Annotated in this window: 15 protein-coding genes and 2 pseudogenes; 11 read left to right on the top strand and 6 right to left on the bottom strand. The window is 69.2% G+C overall.

All coding sequences use genetic code 11. The features are described from left to right. Positions 1 to 55: 55 nt before the first annotated feature. Both EV385_RS33640 and EV385_RS33635 read right to left on the bottom strand, forming a co-directional pair. Positions 56 to 3019 (bottom strand): Tn3 family transposase, encoded by a 2964-nt coding sequence (locus EV385_RS33640; protein ID WP_130513874.1) that lies wholly within the window; start codon positions 3017 to 3019, stop codon positions 56 to 58. A 256-nt stretch (positions 3020 to 3275) separates the two neighbouring features. Next, on the bottom strand, positions 3276 to 3491 hold the full coding sequence (locus EV385_RS33635) for a hypothetical protein (RefSeq protein WP_130513873.1): 216 nt from the start codon (positions 3489 to 3491) through the stop codon (positions 3276 to 3278). Positions 3492 to 3876: 385 nt separating this feature from the next. On the opposite strand from EV385_RS33635, the gene EV385_RS33630 reads away from it, so the two are divergent. The 3 genes and pseudogenes from EV385_RS33630 to EV385_RS33620 form a co-directional block, all read left to right on the top strand. Further along, positions 3877 to 4686 carry a hypothetical protein gene (locus EV385_RS33630; RefSeq protein ID WP_130513872.1) on the top strand — a complete coding sequence of 270 codons (810 nt, stop codon included), beginning with the start codon at positions 3877 to 3879 and terminating at the stop codon, positions 4684 to 4686. Continuing rightward, positions 4683 to 5054: pseudogene (locus EV385_RS33625) on the top strand (helix-turn-helix transcriptional regulator); the annotation flags it as partial. The gene EV385_RS33630 and the pseudogene EV385_RS33625, both read left to right, overlap by 4 nt. 717 nt (positions 5055 to 5771) lie before the next feature. Beyond that, positions 5772 to 5966 (top strand): annotated as a pseudogene (locus tag EV385_RS33620) (response regulator transcription factor); the annotation flags it as partial. Positions 5967 to 6042: 76 nt separating this feature from the next. Here the strand turns inward: EV385_RS33620 and EV385_RS33615 are convergent. Together EV385_RS33615 and EV385_RS33610 are read right to left on the bottom strand one after the other, a co-directional pair. Further along, positions 6043 to 7179, bottom strand: a complete 1137-nt coding sequence (locus EV385_RS33615; RefSeq protein WP_130513871.1) for a hypothetical protein — start codon at positions 7177 to 7179, stop codon at positions 6043 to 6045. After that, on the bottom strand, positions 7179 to 8270 hold the full coding sequence (locus EV385_RS33610; RefSeq protein ID WP_130513870.1) for a coiled-coil domain-containing protein: 1092 nt from the start codon (positions 8268 to 8270) through the stop codon (positions 7179 to 7181). Before EV385_RS33610 ends, EV385_RS33615 begins: the two co-directional genes overlap by 1 nt. A gap of 143 nt (positions 8271 to 8413) precedes the next feature. Between EV385_RS33610 and EV385_RS33605 the strand changes: the two genes are divergently transcribed. The 4 genes from EV385_RS33605 (at position 8414) to EV385_RS33590 (ending at position 12877) form a co-directional block, all read left to right on the top strand. Beyond that, a complete protein-coding gene (locus EV385_RS33605; RefSeq protein ID WP_130513869.1) occupies positions 8414 to 9289 on the top strand; it encodes a hypothetical protein in 876 nt (291 codons plus the stop codon). Between the two features lie 26 nt (positions 9290 to 9315). Then, positions 9316 to 10638 (top strand): tyrosine-type recombinase/integrase, encoded by a 1323-nt coding sequence (locus EV385_RS33600; protein ID WP_130513868.1) that lies wholly within the window; start codon positions 9316 to 9318, stop codon positions 10636 to 10638. A gap of 345 nt (positions 10639 to 10983) precedes the next feature. After that, positions 10984 to 11844 (top strand): ParA family protein, encoded by an 861-nt coding sequence (locus EV385_RS33595; protein WP_130513867.1) that lies wholly within the window; start codon positions 10984 to 10986, stop codon positions 11842 to 11844. After that, positions 11828 to 12877, top strand: coding sequence for a ParB/RepB/Spo0J family partition protein (locus EV385_RS33590; protein ID WP_130513866.1), 1050 nt, complete (start codon positions 11828 to 11830; stop codon positions 12875 to 12877). Before EV385_RS33595 ends, EV385_RS33590 begins: the two co-directional genes overlap by 17 nt. Before the next feature lie 43 nt (positions 12878 to 12920). On the opposite strand, the gene EV385_RS33585 is transcribed toward EV385_RS33590, so the two are convergent. Continuing rightward, complete coding sequence (locus tag EV385_RS33585) at positions 12921 to 13631, bottom strand: endonuclease domain-containing protein (RefSeq protein WP_242625403.1); 711 nt, start codon at positions 13629 to 13631, stop codon at positions 12921 to 12923. Between EV385_RS33585 and EV385_RS35565 the strand changes: the two genes are divergently transcribed. Further along, positions 13593 to 13829: a hypothetical protein gene (locus EV385_RS35565; protein ID WP_242625404.1), complete on the top strand. Its 237-nt coding sequence runs from the start codon at positions 13593 to 13595 to the stop codon at positions 13827 to 13829. The two genes, EV385_RS33585 and EV385_RS35565, sit on opposite strands and share 39 nt — an antisense overlap. Here the strand turns inward: EV385_RS35565 and EV385_RS34730 are convergent. Further along, entirely contained in the window at positions 13820 to 14485 is a 666-nt protein-coding gene (locus tag EV385_RS34730) for a hypothetical protein (protein ID WP_207230194.1), read from the bottom strand. The genes EV385_RS35565 and EV385_RS34730 overlap by 10 nt on opposite strands. Before the next feature lie 346 nt (positions 14486 to 14831). On the opposite strand from EV385_RS34730, the gene EV385_RS33575 reads away from it, so the two are divergent. The 3 genes from EV385_RS33575 (at position 14832) to EV385_RS33565 (ending at position 18469) form a co-directional block, all read left to right on the top strand. Then, entirely contained in the window at positions 14832 to 15116 is a 285-nt protein-coding gene (locus EV385_RS33575) for a hypothetical protein (protein WP_130513864.1), read from the top strand. Continuing rightward, positions 15113 to 16468, top strand: coding sequence for a helix-turn-helix domain-containing protein (locus EV385_RS33570; protein WP_130513863.1), 1356 nt, complete (start codon positions 15113 to 15115; stop codon positions 16466 to 16468). The genes EV385_RS33575 and EV385_RS33570 overlap by 4 nt, the downstream gene beginning before the upstream one ends. A gap of 1263 nt (positions 16469 to 17731) precedes the next feature. Then, the gene (locus EV385_RS33565; protein ID WP_130513862.1) at positions 17732 to 18469 is read left to right on the top strand and encodes a hypothetical protein; all 738 of its coding nucleotides are present in this window, start codon (positions 17732 to 17734) and stop codon (positions 18467 to 18469) included. Positions 18470 to 18485 lie beyond the last annotated feature (16 nt).

Raw genomic sequence — 18485 nt, 5'->3', positions numbered from 1 at the left:
CCATCGTGGACTGCCGTAGCCACCGCCGGCATCACCGTCCCGGCCCCCCTTCCGGTCACAGCCGGGGCGGATCGGTCGCGAGCGTCAGCCGGCTGGTCATATCGAGCTTGACCTCGCCGTACGGGGCGACGTGCGTCCAGAACAGCGGGGTCAGGCCACGTCGGTCGGCGTCGGTGAGCTGGGCGGCCCAGTCGTCGTCGGCGAGGACGTCCTGGACCATCAGGGTGTTGATGTAGACCAGGGCGGCTTGCAGCACACGCAGGCAGAGCACGGACAGTTCCTGCTCGTCGCGGCGGTTGGTGGCGATGTCGCCGCCTTTGCCGAAGAAGATCACGCTGTTGGCCCGGTTCCACGACTCGACGACGTTGAGACCTTCGTTGATCTCGCGTTGCAGGTCGCGGTTGCGCAGGTAGCGGGCGACAAAGATGGTGCGCTGGGCGCGGCCGACCTCGATCATCGCCTGGTAGGTGGGGTGGAGCGCATTGGCCCGGGTGAAGCGGCGCAGGATCGCCTCGGTGCTCGCGGTGCCGGCCCGGATCGCGGTCGCATACTTGATCATCTGGTCGTACTGCTCGGCGATGATGTCCCACCGGATCGGCCGCGACAACGCCGGCCCGAGCCGCGGATACGCGTCGGCCTCGCCGGCGGCGGGCCGGTAGAGCCGGACCTTGTTGATCCGCTTGATCCGCGGCAGCAGGTCGAAGCCGAGCAGCCGGGTGATACCGAAGCCGACCTCGGACTGACCGTGGGAATCGACGTAGTTGCCCTCGACCTCCATGGTCGTGCCGTGCCGCATCGCGCCCTCGACCATCGCCGCGACCTCGGACGCGGTGCAGGAGATCAGCTGGGAGTGGATGGCCATGCTCTTGCGCTCGACGTGCCAGTAGATCAGCACGCCGCGGCCGCCGTAGCGGGAGTGCCACTCGGTGAAGATGTTCTGGTCGAACGCGCCGAAATGTGTCGAGTCCGAGGCGACCGCGGTGGAGCCTGCGCCCCACACGGTCTGCGCCCGGGCCGCGAACGTGGCGTTGGCGATCTCCACCGCGATCGAGCGGGCAACCTCGGCAGTCAGGTAGCGGCGGCGCACGTAGCGGATGTCGTCCTCGCCGTGTCCGTGCTGGGCGGATCCGGCGATCGCCCGGATACCGGTGTTCGTGCCGTACGCGTAGATCGCCAGCAGCAGCCGCTCGGCCAGGGCCTCCGGGGCGAGGTCGCCGCGGCCGGCGGCACCGGTCACGCCGGCGAGACAGCCGGTGCGCAGCACCGCCTCCTTGAGCATGTCGATCAGCGGGACGGTGCCCCACCGGGTGCGGACCTCGTTCTTGAGCCGGCGCAGGTTGCGCGGCTCGGGCGAGGCGTCCAGGTTGGTCAGCTTGATCGCGCCGTTCTTGCCCCGATCGGCGATCTCCAGCCAGGCCAGCTTCGGCAGGCCCGTGTCGAGCGCAGCCAGGGCCTCGCGCATCTCGTCACGTAGCTGGCCGATGAACGCGGTCGGATCGAGGGGTTTGCGCAGGGCGGCGTAGTGGGCGTCGCGGTGGGCCTCGAAGTCGTGCGGGAGGTCCTCGTCGGGGTTGCGCCACTTGTCGGCGCCCACGACCCAAATCTCCTTGCAGCGCAGCCGCTCCCGCAACGCCTGAAAGGTGCAGATCTCGTAGACACTGCGGACCACCCGGCGCCCGCCCTTGCCGACGTCCTTGTAGACCAGGGTGGTCCAGTCGCCGAGGACGCCCTTGTGGGAGGGGACGCTCTCGCCGGCCGGGTAGTAGGTGAGCCGGGCATCGGCGTGTCGTGTGATCAGGTCCAGGGCGTCGAGGACCGGCCGGTGGGTGGCGTTGTTCGACCGGAACTCGAGCACGTCGAGCAGTTCGACCAGGCCACGCCGGTAGTGGTTGGAGTAGGACGCCTTCAGCGTGGTCTGCACGGTGCGCCGGTACACCGGGCCCTTGGTCTTGAACTCGTGCACCAGCTCCCGCAGCGTCTGCTCGCCGCCGGCGACCGCCGGGTAGACCACCTCCTTCACCGGGTCGTCCGGCCGGTCGAGCGAGGCCTCGGCGATCGCGAACAGCAGGTTCTCCTTGCCGGTCACCCGCTTGAACGCGTTGACCAGCTCCTCGGTGACCTTCCGGTCCGCCCGGGCGCCGATCCGATGCACCGTCGAGATCAGCAGCTCGACCAGGGTGTCGGTGATCTCCCGCAGCCGGGTATGCAGCAGCGCGGCGAGCAGGGTCAGCGTCAACGGCTCCGGGTGGTCGCGCAGATGCGACGGCGACTCGACCATCGCCCGGGCCCGCCATCCGGCGAGCACCCGCGGGGCGACGTCGAAGAACAGCCCACCGGGCAGACCGATCGCCCGGGCGGAGCGCAGTTTGCGGATCTCGGTGAGCATCGACTCCAGGCTGACGTTGCCCGGCACCGACTTGATCAGGGCCAGCACCGAGTCCTCCCCGGCGTCGTCGTCCGGCACCTCGGCGGCGACTAGGGCTCGCAGCTGGGCGGCGGCGTCGACGGGCAGCCGGCCCGCGATCCGGGCGGTCAGCGTCTGCTCGGCCTGGTGCAGCGCCGAGCGCAGGATCCGGTCGATCCGGCCGGCCGACGGCGGCTCGATCCTCTCCGCCCGGCAGCGCATCAATAGCTCATCGCGGACCAGGTCCGGGCGCCGCTCGGCCTCGCACACCGCGGCGGCCAACCACTGCGTCAGCTGTTCCGCGTCGGCCACCGAGCACTCCCGGAAGCCTAGATGGCTGCGAATTTGCGCTCGGTGGTACTCGATCGTGCGGCCTGACCACTCGTACAGCCCGATATCGTCGGGATCGACGGCTACCTGCCGAGCCACGAAGTCCACGGCCTCGTCCGGCAGTTCCCCACGGCCGCGAGGAAACCGGCCGGTCCGGATGTAGAACTTCAACAACACCGCGAAGCCGAGCCTAGTCGGCCCGCGCTTGCCCGCGATCAGCTCGCGCTCGTCATCTAGCAGCGTCCAGTGCTCGACCAGCTCATCCAGATCTAACGCCCGGGCCATAGCCGGACATCATCACGGCAACCGGACTGGACCCGCTGCCCGCAGCCACCCGATCGAGCGTCAGCCCAACGGCCAACTCTCGTTTGCGGCTGGTGACACGTTTCTTACCGGCACCCCAACCCGCCGCAGCCCTTGCCGCAGGCCAGCAACCGGTTCGCCACGGACACACGATTGAGCCCTACCGCCCTGCGGTAGGGCTCACACCACGATCGGTGCGTGCAGCGGTGTGCTGCCCTCGCTAGAGGCAAGGTGTTGTTCACCCGGCGCCCGGTGCAGATCCGATGATCTTGTCAAAGAACATGACCGCGAAGGCAGTGGCCCCGAAGCCCGCGAGGACAGCCTGGGCGACGGACAGCGTTGCGGCGTAGGTCAGCGCCCCGGCGACCCCGCCCGAGACCAGGCCGAGAAGGAATACCAACGCCGAGCGAGGCGTGAGGTGGGCGTGCTGATCATTGGCGGAACGCTGCTTCATGGCAAGCCACCTCCGGTGTGGAACATGACGATGTCGTACAGCCGGTGGTGTAGCTCCCCCGTGTCGAACTGTCCCCCGGTCGGGTGCTGCTGACATCTCACAGAAATTCTTCGCGCTCAGGCGGGGGATTCCTGACAGCTGCTGAGCTATGAGAGGCGTACGCCGATCAGCGCAACGCATCAGGCGCTCACACGTTGGAGGTAACGAATAGATACAACTCGCAGTGTGGGCCCCCGTCAGTGTTGCTTCGGTCGATCAGCAGTCGCTCACCAGCTCAGAGGCATGAAGGAGACATGTCCCGCCGTCAGCGCCGACCCTCTCGCGCAGCCGGATCGGTCCCGCTGCGCAGATCGACGCCGGACTTCATGCCGTCACGGCGGCCCTGGTGACACAGCGCCACGATGACTCCTGCGGTCAGGAACGGCCGAACGGGGTGCCCGACTCTCTGGAGTCCAGCCTCGACCAGCTCGAGGACCATATCAACGACACCGACGCGACTACCCGTGATGCTGCAGACCGTCTCTGGTTGCGGCAGGACGATGTCGAGCTGGTCGAGAGGATGACCAAGAAGGGCTTCGTCGGCTGGGAGTATGACACCTTCATCAACGATCTTGCTCGTTACGGCCACGCAGTGATCAGGGTCTGGATTCACACCGGAGAGGCGTACCGGCGCGCCTTCGAGCTAGGGCGCCCGGTCTCCCATGCACACCGGCCTCGGCACCCCGTCCTGCCGGACGACGCCAGCGCCCTTGCGGATCTCGCCGTCACCTTCGGACTAAAGCTGTTCATCAAGAAGGGCCTGATGCAGGGTCAATGGCAGGCCGACGGCGGTGCCAGCCTCCGCTCGTACTTCATCGGCTCCTGTCTGCTGACCTTGAGCAACGCGTGCCGATCGTGGAAACCTGACTCCCCCGATCAGTCCGCGGTGCCGTACGACGTTGTAGATGACATTCCCACCCAACGCGCTGGGGACGACCCCGAGCGAGTTGTGCTGCTGAGAAGCATCATCGCCGGCCTCCTCGAAGAGGAATCCCCCGTCGACAAGCTCATCCTCCGCCTACGTGCCGTCGGCTACACCGAAGGCGAAGTCGCCGAGATCGTCGGCGAAGGGGCCACAGCTAAGTCTGTCGAACACAAGATCGCACGTGCCCGACGAAGGATCAGCCGACGACGCGACCTGGAGGCATGGTCATGAGGAAGATCCTGGTGTGCGTCCGTACTCCACTGGCGGCTCAGACAGTCGCATCCACAGCAGCACGGCTCGGCATGACCAGCGTCGTCCACACGGCAGTCAACGAGGCCGAGGCCATGATCCGACTGGCCGAGGACCCGGCCGAGATCGTCCTCGCGGATACCGCAGTGACCCGACCCGACAGCGTCGGCTTCACCCGACGGATCCTGGCCCACTCACCACAGGCGCAGGTCGTGTTGTTCGGCGCCGAAGACCCCCGCGTCGCGGCGGCCGCAGTTGGAGCCGGCGCCCGCGGCGTCATCCGCGGCGTCGAACATGACCTAGTCAGCGCCGTCGCCAAGGCGCTAATGCTGCTGCTCCTCCCCGCACGCCCGCAAGACTTGCCAGCACAGAGCCCATCGCCCCCAACATCGTTCATCGCTCGCACCGCTGTCGCCGCCGGTGTCCCTCACAACATCAGCTCTGCAGTCGGCTACGAACGAGGAAGTAGCTCAGGAAACGAGGCTCCTACACCGACCCGCTTGCCTTCCACGCAGGTGCTTGACGTCCCTTCGCCCGAGACTGCGGCCCGGAAAATAGTGGACGAAGCCGACGACTTGACGCTGATCTGGCAACTCATCGAGGAATCCTCGCTGGGGTCCACCCGCCGTGTGGCCGAGCAAGTCGACCCTGGTCAGGCGGCACAGATCGCCGCTGCGGCAGCCGACCAGCCTGGCAGGCCCAAAACTGATCCCGTGCATTTCTTGCTCCTGGCCTTCGTCCGCGCTTGGTACGAGAATCAGAACCCCGAAGACAACTCGTCGGCTCAGATGACGAAGCTGGCCGACCTCCTAATCGCTGCGAATCGCCCGGAGCTGGCAATGCTCCTATGGAGGCTCGCTGCGGCCGCCGGCGACAGCCAAGCTCATACACAAATCCAGTACCTGCTCGAACACGCCCGGCGCTGGCAAAAAGCCGCCACGGAACACGGCCGACGTCGAGACGATCCAGTGGCGGAGGAAGTGCCGGCCTGGCAGGGACGGCAGGGCCAGTCCGCCCATCTCGACCGGCTTCAGCCCAACCCGCGGGAGCGGCCCGTATCGACGCGGATTGGCCTGACGGAACGGGAACTGCAGGTCCTTCGCGGAATGGCCGACGGAAAGAGCAACGCAGAAATCGCCCGGGAGCTTTACGTATCCGAGGACACCGTGAAGACCCACGCGCGGCGCCTCTTCCGCAAGCTAGGCGCCCGCGACCGAGCCCACGCCGTAGCAGCTGGATTCCGGTACGGACTGGTCGCATGACAAAGCTGTTCATGCTCGTAGCGGAGCTCGGTGGGGGGCGGTGGTACCGCGCGCGGCCTGCGGAGGGGGTGCGCGGTTACGTCGTACCCGTCGCACCTTCGTCTGCGTCGCCGGGGGGCGGCCCAAAGGCTTCCCAAAACCGGAGCGCCTCGTCAGCTTGTGCCTGGAGTCGGTCGTACTCGTCTGCCAGGTGCTGGTCATACTCGTCGGCAATCCGATCTTGGTGGAGATCGGCAGTGATCTCGGTTTGTACCTGATCCGGCATGCCGGGTCCGCCGGTCAGGTCCCAACTGGCCTGGATGGTGACCGCCAGCTCGACGGAATCGGTCACCGGCACGTCGATCAGGCCGTCGCCCAGTTGGTTGGTGCCGGTCAGGGTGGCGCTGTACGAGCCGTACAGTTCACCGGTGAAGGTTGCGGTCAACCGCGAGCCGCTGCGCCGCAGCTGAGCGGAAGTCAACGTCACCACTAGGACGTCGGTGCCGATGGGGCCCAGATCATTGGTTTCGCGGCGGCGCCGTTCCAAGCTGCTCTCCGCTTGCGCGTCGGCCTGCGCTAACAGAGAGAGCACGCCGTCCTGCAGCGCCTCGGCCAGGGTGCAGCCGCAGATGTCCTCGATGACGCTGCACACGGTGCGGCCGCGACCGTCCAGGGTCAGCCTGACCAGTGCGGTTTCGAGCGCGACCTCACGAGTGACGCGGAAGTCGACCGCGTCCTCATCGATCAGCGCGAGCGTCTGCACGACCGCTGGCGCATTCTCCAGGAATTCTCGGCGGGCCTGCGGGCCGCTCAGGTCGGCGGTCGCGGCGTTGACCAGCCGCGTCGCTACCTCACCCGCGGTGGCTTGATCACGGACGCGCCGGATCACCTTCTGCTCGTAACGTTGGGCCCTGCGGAGCTTGCCCACCACCAGCGGAACGTCAAGGAAGTCGCCGTTGCTCTTCTCGGTGTTGCACGGATGGCAGATCGGCGCCAGGTTCGCGGGCCCATGGATGTCGAAGTCGGCGGGCAAGCTCAGGTTGTGTTTGAGCTCGGCCAGCCGCGCCGCCGTCACGTCCTGGGGGATGATGTGGTCGATGCGGGCGTCCGAATAGGTCAGTGGATGTCGCAACCCGGCCCAGTAGCAGCACCAGTCCCATGCCTCGAGCAGTGCCAGACGCAGCAAGCGGTTGTCGCGGTCGTACCGGACAGTGGCCGGTGCTTCCCTGGCCATTATCGTCCGCCGGCGACGGCTGGCCCCGCCGGGGTGAAGCCGCCGCCGGCGAGCGCGGCGACTAGGGCGTCGTAACGGCGTTCAGCCTCAGCAGTGCGCGCATTGGCGGCCGCGACTTGCCGGGTGAGTTCCTCGGCCGCGCGGCGGGTGTCGCTGCGGGCGGCGTCGAGTTCACCGCGGAGGGCCTCGGCTTCCTGGTGGGCGGTCGTGGCCTGCTGTTCGGCGGCCCGAAGCTGCTGCTGCAGGTCGGTCACGGCGGTGCGGGCCTGCTCGGTGTCGCGGCGCGCCTGGGCGAGGGCATCGGCATCGCGGGCGGCCTGCGCCTGCAGCGCGGCCTTCTCGCTGTCGTGGGCTCGGATCTCGGCCTCCGCGGCCAGGGCGCGGGCGCCGGTCTCCCCCACCCGGCGTTCGGCGTCGACCAGCTCACCCCGCACCTGGGTGAGCTCCTGCTGCTGGGCGTCCAGTTGGGCGCGCAGCCGTTCGGTTTCCGCCTCGGCGGCGGCCCGGCGCTCACGTTCGGCGTCGAGTGCCTGGCGTTGTTCGGCGGCGACGCCTTCTGCCTGGCCGCGGCGGTGTTCGGCCTCGACGGCCCGGGTGATGGCGGCGTCGGCCTCGCGGCGAGCCTGCTGTTCGTCCTGCACGGCGAGGTCGCGCTCGGCCAGAGCCTCGTCGCGTAGCTGTGCAGCCCGGGCGGCACGCTGCTCGGCCTCTGTGGCCTGTCGTTCGGCGTCGCGCTGGGCGGCTTCGGCGGCGAGGCGGGCGTCGTCGGCCTGTTCGGCGCGGCCGACCGCGGCCTGGGTGATCTGGTTCAGTCGCCGATCCAGGTCCGCTAGGGGGCCGAGTACCGGGGCCAGCGCGGCGAGCAGGGCGTCACGGTCGGCTCGGAACGCGGTGACCAGCTCCCCCAGCCCGGCCCGTTCCAGGGCGGCGCGGTCCTTCTTGTCCAGCTCGAGGCAGGACGTGCCGGGCTGGTCGGCGGAGTCTGGGCAGAACCGGAACGGGCGCCCGCCCTTCGGGTTCTTCGGCAGGACGCGCCCGCAGCGGGCGCAGGTGGCCTGGTCGAGGCTGGTGTCGACGGCGGGGACGCTCATATCGCAAGCGTATCAGGTTAGGTTAGTCTGAGACGCAAGCAGGTTAGCTGCTTTCCTAACCTCTAAGTGAGGCTGATTGTAGTATAGGATAATGACGATTATCCTATGGATCGGTGCCGCCGGGCGTCGTCAGGAGCGTGCAGATGGAGACCGAACGGTTCTTAGCGTTGCTGCAGGAGACGCTCGAGCTGACCGGCAGGGCTGTGCGGCGTGATCTCGAGCCAGGGTTCTGGGTTCCCCGGCCGTCCTCGCCCTTCGACGCGGACCTGGCCAACACCGAACTCGGCGCGCAGGGCGTGGCCTGGGGCGCGACAGAGCCGACCTATGCCTTCGAGATGGCGCAGCTGGGCATGATCGCGGTCGATGACTTGATCGCTGGCATCCGCAAGCTCCTGGACTCGCCGTTGCCGATCTTCGGGCAGACGGTCCTCGCCCGGGCCGCGTTCGAGAACGCCGCCACCGCGTTCTGGCTGACCGATCCGCAGATCACCGTGCGCCAGCGGGTGGCCCGCGCGTACCTGGTGATCGTCGACGAATCCAGCACCGCCCTCAAGATCACCAACGAGGTCGGCACCTCTCAGCAGAAGGCTGCAGCGCAGACCCATCTCGATACGGTGCGAACGCACGTGACTGACCTCGGCCTGTCACTGACCGGCAGCGGGAAGAACCTCGCCATCGATGGGGAAAAGTCGCCGTCGAAGACCGCGCGGGTCCAGGCGTTGTTCGCCGGCAGCGTGCCGAACCTGTACAAGGTCATCTACAGCCTGTACTCCGGGGTCACCCACGGCGAGATGACCGGGCTGCTGAGCCGGCTGCACACCCCCGCGTCCGGCCCTACCGTGTGGACCCTCACCCCGCGGCAACTGACGGAGAACGTCGAACTGGCGCTGGTCGCGTATCGGCAACTGCGTCGCCGGCTCACCGCCGGTGGCATGGGAACCCGGTCAGATCTACCGCTGCAGCTGTGGGAAGAGAACGTCGGCCGTCGTATGCAAGCCATCAGAGCCCGGCTGGTCTGAGTGCCGAGACACGAGCGGAGCACGACATGACCACCTCCCGTCCGCCCGGACAGCCAGCCGCCGAGGCTGCACCGCACACCACGACAGCCGGGGTGCCCGGCGCCGAGTCCGGCCTGGCCGCTCCCCTGGCTCCGACGGTCGCTCCTCCCCCGCGCCCAGCCACGCCCGCCCCGCTCGGCGTGGTGGCGTCCGCGACCGCCACGGGGCCGGACCTCTCCGGCCCACTCGCCGCGGCCACCCGGCAGATCGCCCGCTGGGCCGCTGGCCTGCCCGGCCTGCCCGCCGACGACGGCAGCCGCTACAGCATCCGCCGGCTCACCGTCGCCTGGAACCTCGACGCCTGGGGCCGCTCCCAGCACACCGCCATCGCGCACCGCCGCGACCTGAGCACCTACCTCGACTGGTGCCAACTCGAACGCCTCGACCCACTCACCGCCCGACCCACCGACCTGAGCCAGTTCCGGGTCTGGCGGGAACTGCACGGCACCCGCGGGCGAAGCGCCGCGCCCAGCACCGTCGCCCGAGCACTCGCCTCAGTGTCCAGCTGGTACACCCACCTGATCGCCAACACCGAGGGCCGCATCCCCCGCAACCCCCTCACCGCGATCAGCCGGCCCGCTGTCTCCGCGCACACCTCCCGCACCGTCGGGCTCACCCTCGCCGAGGTCGACCAGCTGCTCGCCCACGCCGACATCGAGGCTGAAGCGCGTCAAGCGAGCTGGGAGGCCACGCCGAGCCCGCGCCAGCAGGCGCGGCACCTGGCGGCGCTGCGCGACCGGGCGCTGCTGCGGCTGCTCGCCGACCTAGGGCTACGGATCGGCGAAGCCCTCGCCCGCGACCTCGACGACCTGAGCTACAACGCCGGACAACGCACCCTACGGTTCGTCGGCAAAGGCTCCCAGCAGAGGGAACGCCCACTGCCCGCACACACCCTGGAAGCCCTCGACGACTACCTCGCCGCCCGCGCCGCCGCCACCGGCTGCGCCGTCGACGCGCTGACCGGCCCGCTGTTCGCCACCACCAGCACCGACGGAACTCCCGGCAGGCTCGCCGAACCGAACGTGTTCACCTGGCTGCGCCGCCTCGCCCTGACTGCAGGCATTCCCGCCGCCAAGCGGCTCTCCCCGCACTCGTTACGACACGCCTTCGCCACCGGCGCCCGCCAGGCCGGCGTCCCCCTCGAGGACGTCCAGGACGCCATGGGCCACGCCGACCCCCGCACCACCCGCCGCTACGACCGGGACCGCCACAACCTCGACCGCGACCCCGCCCACATCCTCGGCGCCAGCCGGGCGTCGCGCCGTGCGACGCAGACGAGGGCCGCCGACGACGAGGGTGGCCTGGCGTGAGGCCGGGAAGAGGGGAGCGCCCCAATCTTTACCGCGGTAAAGTCCGGCGCCCTCCCCGGTCCAGACCCGCCATTCGCCAGGAGGAGGCCATCTTTACCGCGGTAAAGTCGCGCAATGGCGCGCCGGACGAAGCGGTGACGAGGAGGCCAACAATCGCTGCTTGCAGTTGCTCACCCGGGCGGGTTCCGCCCGTGGAGTGACGCCGCGATGCCCGTCACCGTTGACGTTTCCCGCCGCTCGCGGCTGCTGTGTGCCGCATGACGTCGTGGCGTGGATAGATGCGCAGCCACCGGCGTTGTGGTACGGAGATGACACCAATCGACCCTTCGCAGGAGCCAAACCCCCGTGACGCACGATGATGACGACGAACCAGACCTGTCCGACGAGGTTCCCGGTGGGCGACACAGCACGCCCGAGCGGGACCGCGGTAAGGGATCCTGGCTCGCCCAATACGGACTGACGCCCGCTGACCTCGCGGGTCGCATCGTGAGTGTCGCGTCGTACAAGGGTGGCGTCGGCAAGACCTTCCTCGCCTACGAGGTCGCGTACCTGCTCGGAGCCATCCTGCTCGACCTCGACTGGGACGACGGCAACGCCACCGTCGCCTGGGGCTACAACGAGGAAGAACGGATGCGTTCTCCCCTGCTCGACGCACTGGAGGCCGGGCGAACTCCCCGACCGCTGGCCGGCGGCCCGTGGCGCCCTGACCTCGTGCCGTGCTCCAGCCTCTTCAGCGACAGCCAGCCTTCGGCCAAGGAGATGGCGAAGGCCGTCGGGGGATGGGCCGCGCACTGGGGACGGGAACTTGGCCGCCCGGTCGTGGTCGACACCCACCCGGGCGGGGTGCCCTCCACGCTAGGCGCGGTGGCAGCGTCACACCTCATCCTGATGCCGACCGTCCTCGGCGAACGCGAGATGGCAGCGGCGAAGAAGATGCTGCGGGAGCTGAAGTCCTATCCGCTGCTGGTGGTGCCGAACCGGATCCCGCTGAGTCCCCCCGAGCGGTACATCACCCAACTCGAACGCGCCGCTGGCGAGGCGCAGGTGCCGATCGGACCCGAGATCGGCGAATACCGGTGGCTAACCACCAGGGCCCGGCGCATGGCAGTCACTGCCACGACGCCGGTGCCCAAGAAGGCCCGAACCTTGGTCGACGAGCTTCACAAAGTGGGGGAGACGGTGGTCAGCTATGTCCGAGCAGCCTGAACAGGAGCAGCACGCCCCCGCCTCGGGATTGCGCGCCCGTAAGGAAAACGCCCGGGCCAGGAACAAGGGCGGGCGCGGTACCCGCGAGATCCCCGCGCCAGATCACCCGCGCGTGCTCGGTCAGCAACTGGGCACCCACGTCACGGCCACCGCTGTTGGCGCACCAGTGGCCGGCGTTCGGCCGCTACCCGCAGTGGCGTCGACGACTCCGGTCGGTGGCGTGCTGGCGCAGCCGGTGGAGAACGTCGCACCCAACCCGTTGAACACCCGTGACTTCGGGCGTGGGTCAAGCAAGGTGGTGGAGCTGGCGACCTCCGTCAAGGAATGCGGGCAACTGCAGCCGGTCCCGGTCGTCACCGCGGCCGCGTTCACGAAGATCTTCCCCGAACACGCGAACACGATCGGCTCAGCCCAGTACGTGCAGGTGGCCGGCGGCCGCCGCCGTGCAGCGATCGTGCTGGCGGCCCTGCCGAGCATCGACGTGGTCGTCAACGACGACCACGCGACCTCCCGTCTGGTCTTCCTCAAGGTGACCGCGGCGGAGAACATCGACCGGGAGAATCTCGACCCGATCGAAGAGGCCCGCGCCCTGGAGCAGATGGTCACCGAATGCGGATCCGCCAGGGCCGTCGCCGACGAACTGCACAAGACCGAGGGCTGGGTGTCCCAGCGTCGGGCGCTGCTGCGCCTTGCGCCCGAGGTCCAGGACGCCATGCGGGCAGAGGACCAGGAGCGGCGGCTGCCGCTGCGCGAGGTGCGGGGGTGGCGCAAAGACTGGGACGAGGCACGGCAGATCGAGGCCCTGCACCGATGGCAGCGCCGCAACGGCCTCGCCGAAGATGACGCGAACGGTCCGCAGATTCCCACCCAGTTCACCAAGGCCGCTCGCCCCACTCCCGCGGCAGCCGCCTGGCGAAGGCTAGGCGGAAATCCCGTCGCGGTGGCGGCGAAGCTGCGTGAGGCACTGCCGGCGGACGAGCTTCGCCAGCTGGCCCAAGAACTTCTGCGCGAGCAGGTAAACGAGCCAGGGTAGGCGCTGTCGTCGCGCCCGTACGGAAGCGTGCGGGCTGCACTTGTCAAAGAAGGGCCAGGATCGCCGTGAGGCGAGCCGGGGCCCTTCTGGTCGCAGTCCACCCAGCCTCGGAGCGGTCTTTACCGCGGTAAAGACGGGGACCAGAAGAGTGCGGCGACTCGGGGAACTGGGGCGAAGGCAGTCGTGGCACTAGGTCAAGAAGTGGAGCGCGGGGACATCCTCGCCCTAGTCCCTTGGGGGTGCCGACGCACAGGTGAGGGATGGAAAGCCACAGGAATTCCGGGTCGAGCTGCGCGCCGTCGGTCGCCTTCAGTTGGTGGGCAAGGAGCAGGGCTGTGACGAGGGCGTCGAGCAGCTCCTCATCGGGTTGGGGAGTGTGCTGCCTGACCACTCGCCACGTGGCTTCCAGTCGGAGACACCGGTGGGTGGCGTCGGCGTCCTGAATGACCCAAGGGATTGCCGCCAGCCGGCGCAGGCTGCTGCTGACGTCGCGGATGCGCAGCTCGCGATACCGCCGTGCGCGGGCGGCGGCGTGTACAGCGCGAAGAATGCGCTGCGAGGCGCCGTTTCCAGCGAAGCGCTCGTGGGATCCGAAGACCTCGGCCGCCGGACGCGCCCGATACGACGCGATCACCGGTAGGTCCGCGTCCGCGCGGCCTTCCAGCGCGTTGCAGGGGTAGCAGACGCAGCCTCGGACAGCCCTCGTCTCGTGGTCATGGTCGACGACCAGAAGGTCGGTGGGCTGTCCGCAGATCGCGCAGCGTCCTGCGTGGAAGTCGACAAATCTCCAGGTAGCCGCAGGCTCGGCGGCGGCATTGCGGCTGACATGCGGCCGAAGGCCGTGTCGGGCGAGGAGTGGGCTGAGGGCCGCTTCGCCGAGCAACTCCGGGACAGGCCAACTCCAGCACGCCGGCTCCTGAGTGCCTCGCAACTCGACGGCCTTCACGAGTAGTCGAGCTTACGGGTATCGAGGCGGTTGAACTCATCGCGCAGGTGTCGATGCCGGACCAGGGCCTGGCTCACCTCGGAGTCCGGGTCGAGGCCGATCGGCTTGGATTGGGGAGAGTGACCCAGTGCGAGTCCCATGGCCCGCACGACAGCGCTGGCCAGGGCCTTCGAGGGCCCCCTGCCGTAGACCGCGGCCCCGGCGGCATCGATCGCCTCGGCGAGAAGCTCCGGCGTCGAAGACGCTGCCACCAGGTCCTCTCGCCAGTCGCTGAGGGCCTCGGCGACCTCGAGCACCGCTGTGTGGTTGGCCTCCAGCCACGCTTGCAGGGCGGGCGCCACCTCCGGGGTCGGTTCGGCCAGCGCGGCCGCGTCCCGCTCGCGCCGGTCAGCCTTCTTCTTGCGCAAGTCGGAGCGATGGCCCCGGCCGAGTCGGTTCGCTACGAACGCGTCGACGGTGGACGCCCGCCAACGCGGCCGGCGCCGGTACTTCGACACATCCGTGCCCTGATGCTCGTCGTCGGGATCGTCCGGCGGGGGCAGAAGGTTCTTGTGCTTGTAGTAGCTCCAGGTCGACCGGGCGAGGTGGGCCCGCTTGGCGGCGTCCTCCGACCACAGCAGCGGATCGTCGTCATCCGCGGGCGCCTGCCTGTTCGACGTCATCGGATCACTATACAAACCAGATTTTTATAGTTGAAGAGTTCCCCTTCAGGTGGCTCATACTGCAACTCGCTCGGGGGATGCGGCGCCCCGGAGGTCAGCCGTTGCTCACGAACCCGCAAGTCAGCGGGGGGTCTGTTCGCTGTAGGAAGTCGCGATATTCCAGTGGGCAATCAGGCTGGGGTCGGCCGAGGCTGGCTCCTTAGCCTGCGGCCGGGGGGCGACGGGCGTGGCCGTGCCCGGCCTCCTGAAAGGAGGGCATGTACTACGTGTTGTACGCGTACGCCAGGTCCAACGTGTTATACGCTTCCGCGATCATGATTTTGTTCGCGAACGCGGGGGAGTGGCCATGAACGCGCCGGTGACAGAGAGCCCGACCTTCCCTGAGATGAAGCGCAACACCCTGTACCACGGCGCCGACATCGAGAAGCGGTTCGACGCCGCTGTCGACGAGGAGTGGCTGCAACGCGGCGCCCGGATCAACAAGCACGAGCTGATCGATGCGTTGCTGCTGCTGGCGATCAGTAACCGCGACCAGTTGCCGGCGTACCTGGCGCAGCTGCGCCACGAACGTCAGAAGGCGGCGCAGCTGGCCGGGTTGCCGGACATGGTCGAGGAAGGAGACGCACGGTGAGCTGGACGGACCTGACCACGTTCCTGTCCGACTACGCCGTGCCGCTGCTCGCGGTAGCCGGCGTCATGGGCATGGCGCTGCTGCTGGTCATGATCGTGTGGGTCAAGCGCACCGGTCGCCCGCTACGGCCGATGGCCTTGGCGGCGTCAATGAACCTGGCGCTGATGCTCAACGCCGAGGGCATGTGGCGAATCGCGGTCGGCGACCTCGCACTGCCGCCGCTGTTCGCAGTGTTGGTGTTCGCGGTGTTCGAGATCTGCTTCTTGACCGCGACCAGCATCGCGGCGGACCAGTACCGCAGCAGCACCGTGTACGGGCCTGACGGCAAGGTGATCACGCCGGGTGACACGGGCCCGATGCTGCACGTGGCGGCGGTGATCGCCGTGATGTCCGGAGTGGTCGTCGCCAGCAACGCGCACACGACCACCGAGCAGATCCTGCGGCTGGCGATCCCCTGCATCATCTTCTTCATGTGGTGGGCGGCGCTGACCGCCGCCGGCCGGCGCGTGCGCCGCGGCCGTTTCGCGCACTCCCCACGCCGGATCGCCGAGCGCCGCGGCTGGATCATCCCGGACGACGATCCCGACCTGGACCGGATGGCAGCGGAGCGGCGCCTGCACAAGATGACGATGCTGGCCCACCGCCTGCACAACACCCCGCTGACCCCGAAGCAGAAGACGAGGACGTCGACGAAGCTCGCGCTCCTGAGCCTGGCGGCGACCCCGGAGGAGTTCCTGGAGGTCCAGCGGCGGGTTGGCCAGGCCGGGCAGGTCGAGCGGCTCACCGACCCCGCAGTCCTGGCTGCGCTGATCCCAGCAGCAGCTGCGGCGCCGGCCGTGCCCACCTCGACCAGCTCGTCGCCGGTCGAGCCCGACGCCGGGCAGCGAGACGACGCTGCGGTCAGCACCGTCGCGCCGGCCGCAGGGGGCCGGCACGCGGCACGCAAAGCGGTGAAGCCGGCCGACACGACCGTGGTGGACACCCCGGCCACGGTGAAGTTCTACGAGCAGTGGCTGACCATCTGGCAGGCGATGCAGGCCGACCCTGATGCCAAGAACGAGGAGCTGGCCGACCGCCTGTCCGTGGCACCGCGGACGATCAGCAAGATCCGCAAGGCAGGCAAGGACGGGCTGCTCACGGCCGAGCGCCTGCAGGAACTGCGGGTCAAGGAGGGAACGGCGCCAGCCGCTGAGGCCGACACCGGCCAGGTGACGAGCGCCGGCCCGCCCGTACCAACCGTGCCGGCGCAGTCGTCCAGGTCGGCCGGCACCGTGGCGGTCGTGTCGACCGACACCGGCGCCGCCGCGGTTGCCAGAGACCAGGACGACCGCGAGCCGGCCCTGGCAGGCTGATCTTCCGTCCAGGGCGGGTCAGGAGCTCGGCACCGGCACTCGGCATCCAACCCGAATGCCCCCGGCTGCGCTCGACTGGCCCGCCCGGCCGGGACACCGCCTTGCCGGCCCATCCCGGACTCCGGCCGACAACCCTCTCCGGTCGCGAACCGCTCACCGGCGCAGGCTCGCAAGTCCACGATCGGCAGGCTCGCAACTCAGCGCCGACGAGGTGGCAAGTCCGGGGGTAGCAACCCGCTTCGACGGGGTCGCAAGTCGGGGTAGCAACCAGCCGTCGGCAGGGTCGCAAGTCCACGATCGGCAGGTCGCAAGCGGCCGGCCCGCGGGTCGCAAATCCGCAGGCTGCGAGGGTAGAAACACCGGGCAGGCAAGGTAGAAATACCCCGGGCCGGCAAGCTAGAAACCCACCAGGGCGGGGCGCCGAGGCGACTCTCGGCGACCGGAGTCCAGGGTAGAAAACAGCAGGTCAATCGCCTAGAAACACCTGCCGTTGCGAGGTAGAAACACCCCCGGCTCGGCGGGGTCGCACATCGACGTCAGGCGCAGCTAGCAACCGCAGCCGCCGGGCGCCGCCCATGGTCACGCGCCGATAGAAAGCAACCCGGGTGCCGAGGGCGCAAGCCCGGCCGGCGGGGGTAGCAACCACTGCCTCGGCGAGGCTCGCAAGTCCACGATCGGCAGGGTCGCAACCGGGTGCCGGCGGGGTCGCAAGTCCGGGTCGCAACCCCGTGCCGGCGGGTCGCAAGTCGGGGGTCGCAACCGCCGAGCGGGGGTAGCAAACGGCGCCTCGCAACCGCGGCCGCCCGGGGGTAGCAAGCCCTGAGATCCGCGTTGCCGACCCGGCCGGCTGGCCGCGTCCGGCGACCGCCTGCCCCGGTAGAAGCCCTCGGCGCCCTCGAGGACCAAGGCCCGTCCAGAGTGCGCGGCCCGGCGGTGGACGGCTCCACGGCGCCAGCCGACGCCGGGTGTTCGCGGCCGGGCGGACACCAGTACGCAGGTCCGCAACCCGGTCCGAGGCTGCGGCCAAGCCCTAGCCGTGGCTCGGGACCGGGCGGTGTTTCTACCCAGGTGGGCCGGTTCTCGGGGGTGTTTCTGCCCAGGTCAGCGCCTACGGCGGGCCGCCGCGGTGTCGGCGGGCCGGGCGGTAACGGGTGTCGTGGGTAGAAACACCTGGCAACACCGCCGGGCACAGCAACGCCTACAGGTCGCATAACACCTGCTCAGCAGGCTTCTCCCCAGCAGCGCAGAGCGGGGGAGGTCGACATGCGACAGGGACTGGTTCGGCAGATGCAAGACGAGTGGCAGGCGCTGACCGCGGCGTCGGCGACCGGCCGGGCCCTCGCCCGGTGGACAGCGGCCTACCCGGCGCTGGCCGGCTACGCCGACCTGGCGGCGCTGCAGACGGCCACCGAGGACCGCAGCGACAAAGACCGCTCCGACGCGATCCTGGCCGCGCTGGCCCGCCTCGCCGCCCGCGACGGCGGCGACGACCCCCTGGCCGCCCGGGTGCTGCTACAGCTGCTGATGGCCGGCGCGGTCCGGCTCGCGCAGCGCATCACCGCGGTGACCGGCGACCCGATCGGCGCCCAGGCGGACGTCCTGGCGGAGCTGTCTGCCCTGATCCGGACCTACCCGTGGCGGCGGCGGCCGCGGCGCATCGCCGCGAACCTGCTGCTGGACTGCCAGCAGCGGCTCAGCCGCGCGGCCCGCCACGACCGCGGGGAGGTCCCGGTCGGGCTGCAGCCGCTGCCGGACGACGAGACGGACCAGGCCGCGAGCCGGGAGGCCGACGAACGCGTCGAGGTCATCGACCTGTTCGTGTGGGCGCAGACCCGTGGCGTGCTGTCGGCCGAGGAGGCGCTGCTGCTGGCGGCGCACCGCGTCGACGAGATCCCCGTCCGGCAGCTCACCGGCCGGCTCGGCCGCTCCGCGACCGGGCTGTTCACGCTGCGCAACAACGCCGAAGCGCGCCTCCGCGACGCCCTTACCAACGCGGCCTGACCTGCGGGTTGTACTC

Origin of the sequence: Krasilnikovia cinnamomea, from assembly GCF_004217545.1 — a bacterium.
GTDB lineage: Bacteria > Actinomycetota > Actinomycetes > Mycobacteriales > Micromonosporaceae > Actinoplanes > Actinoplanes cinnamomeus.
This window is presented reverse-complemented; position numbering and strand designations above follow the sequence as displayed.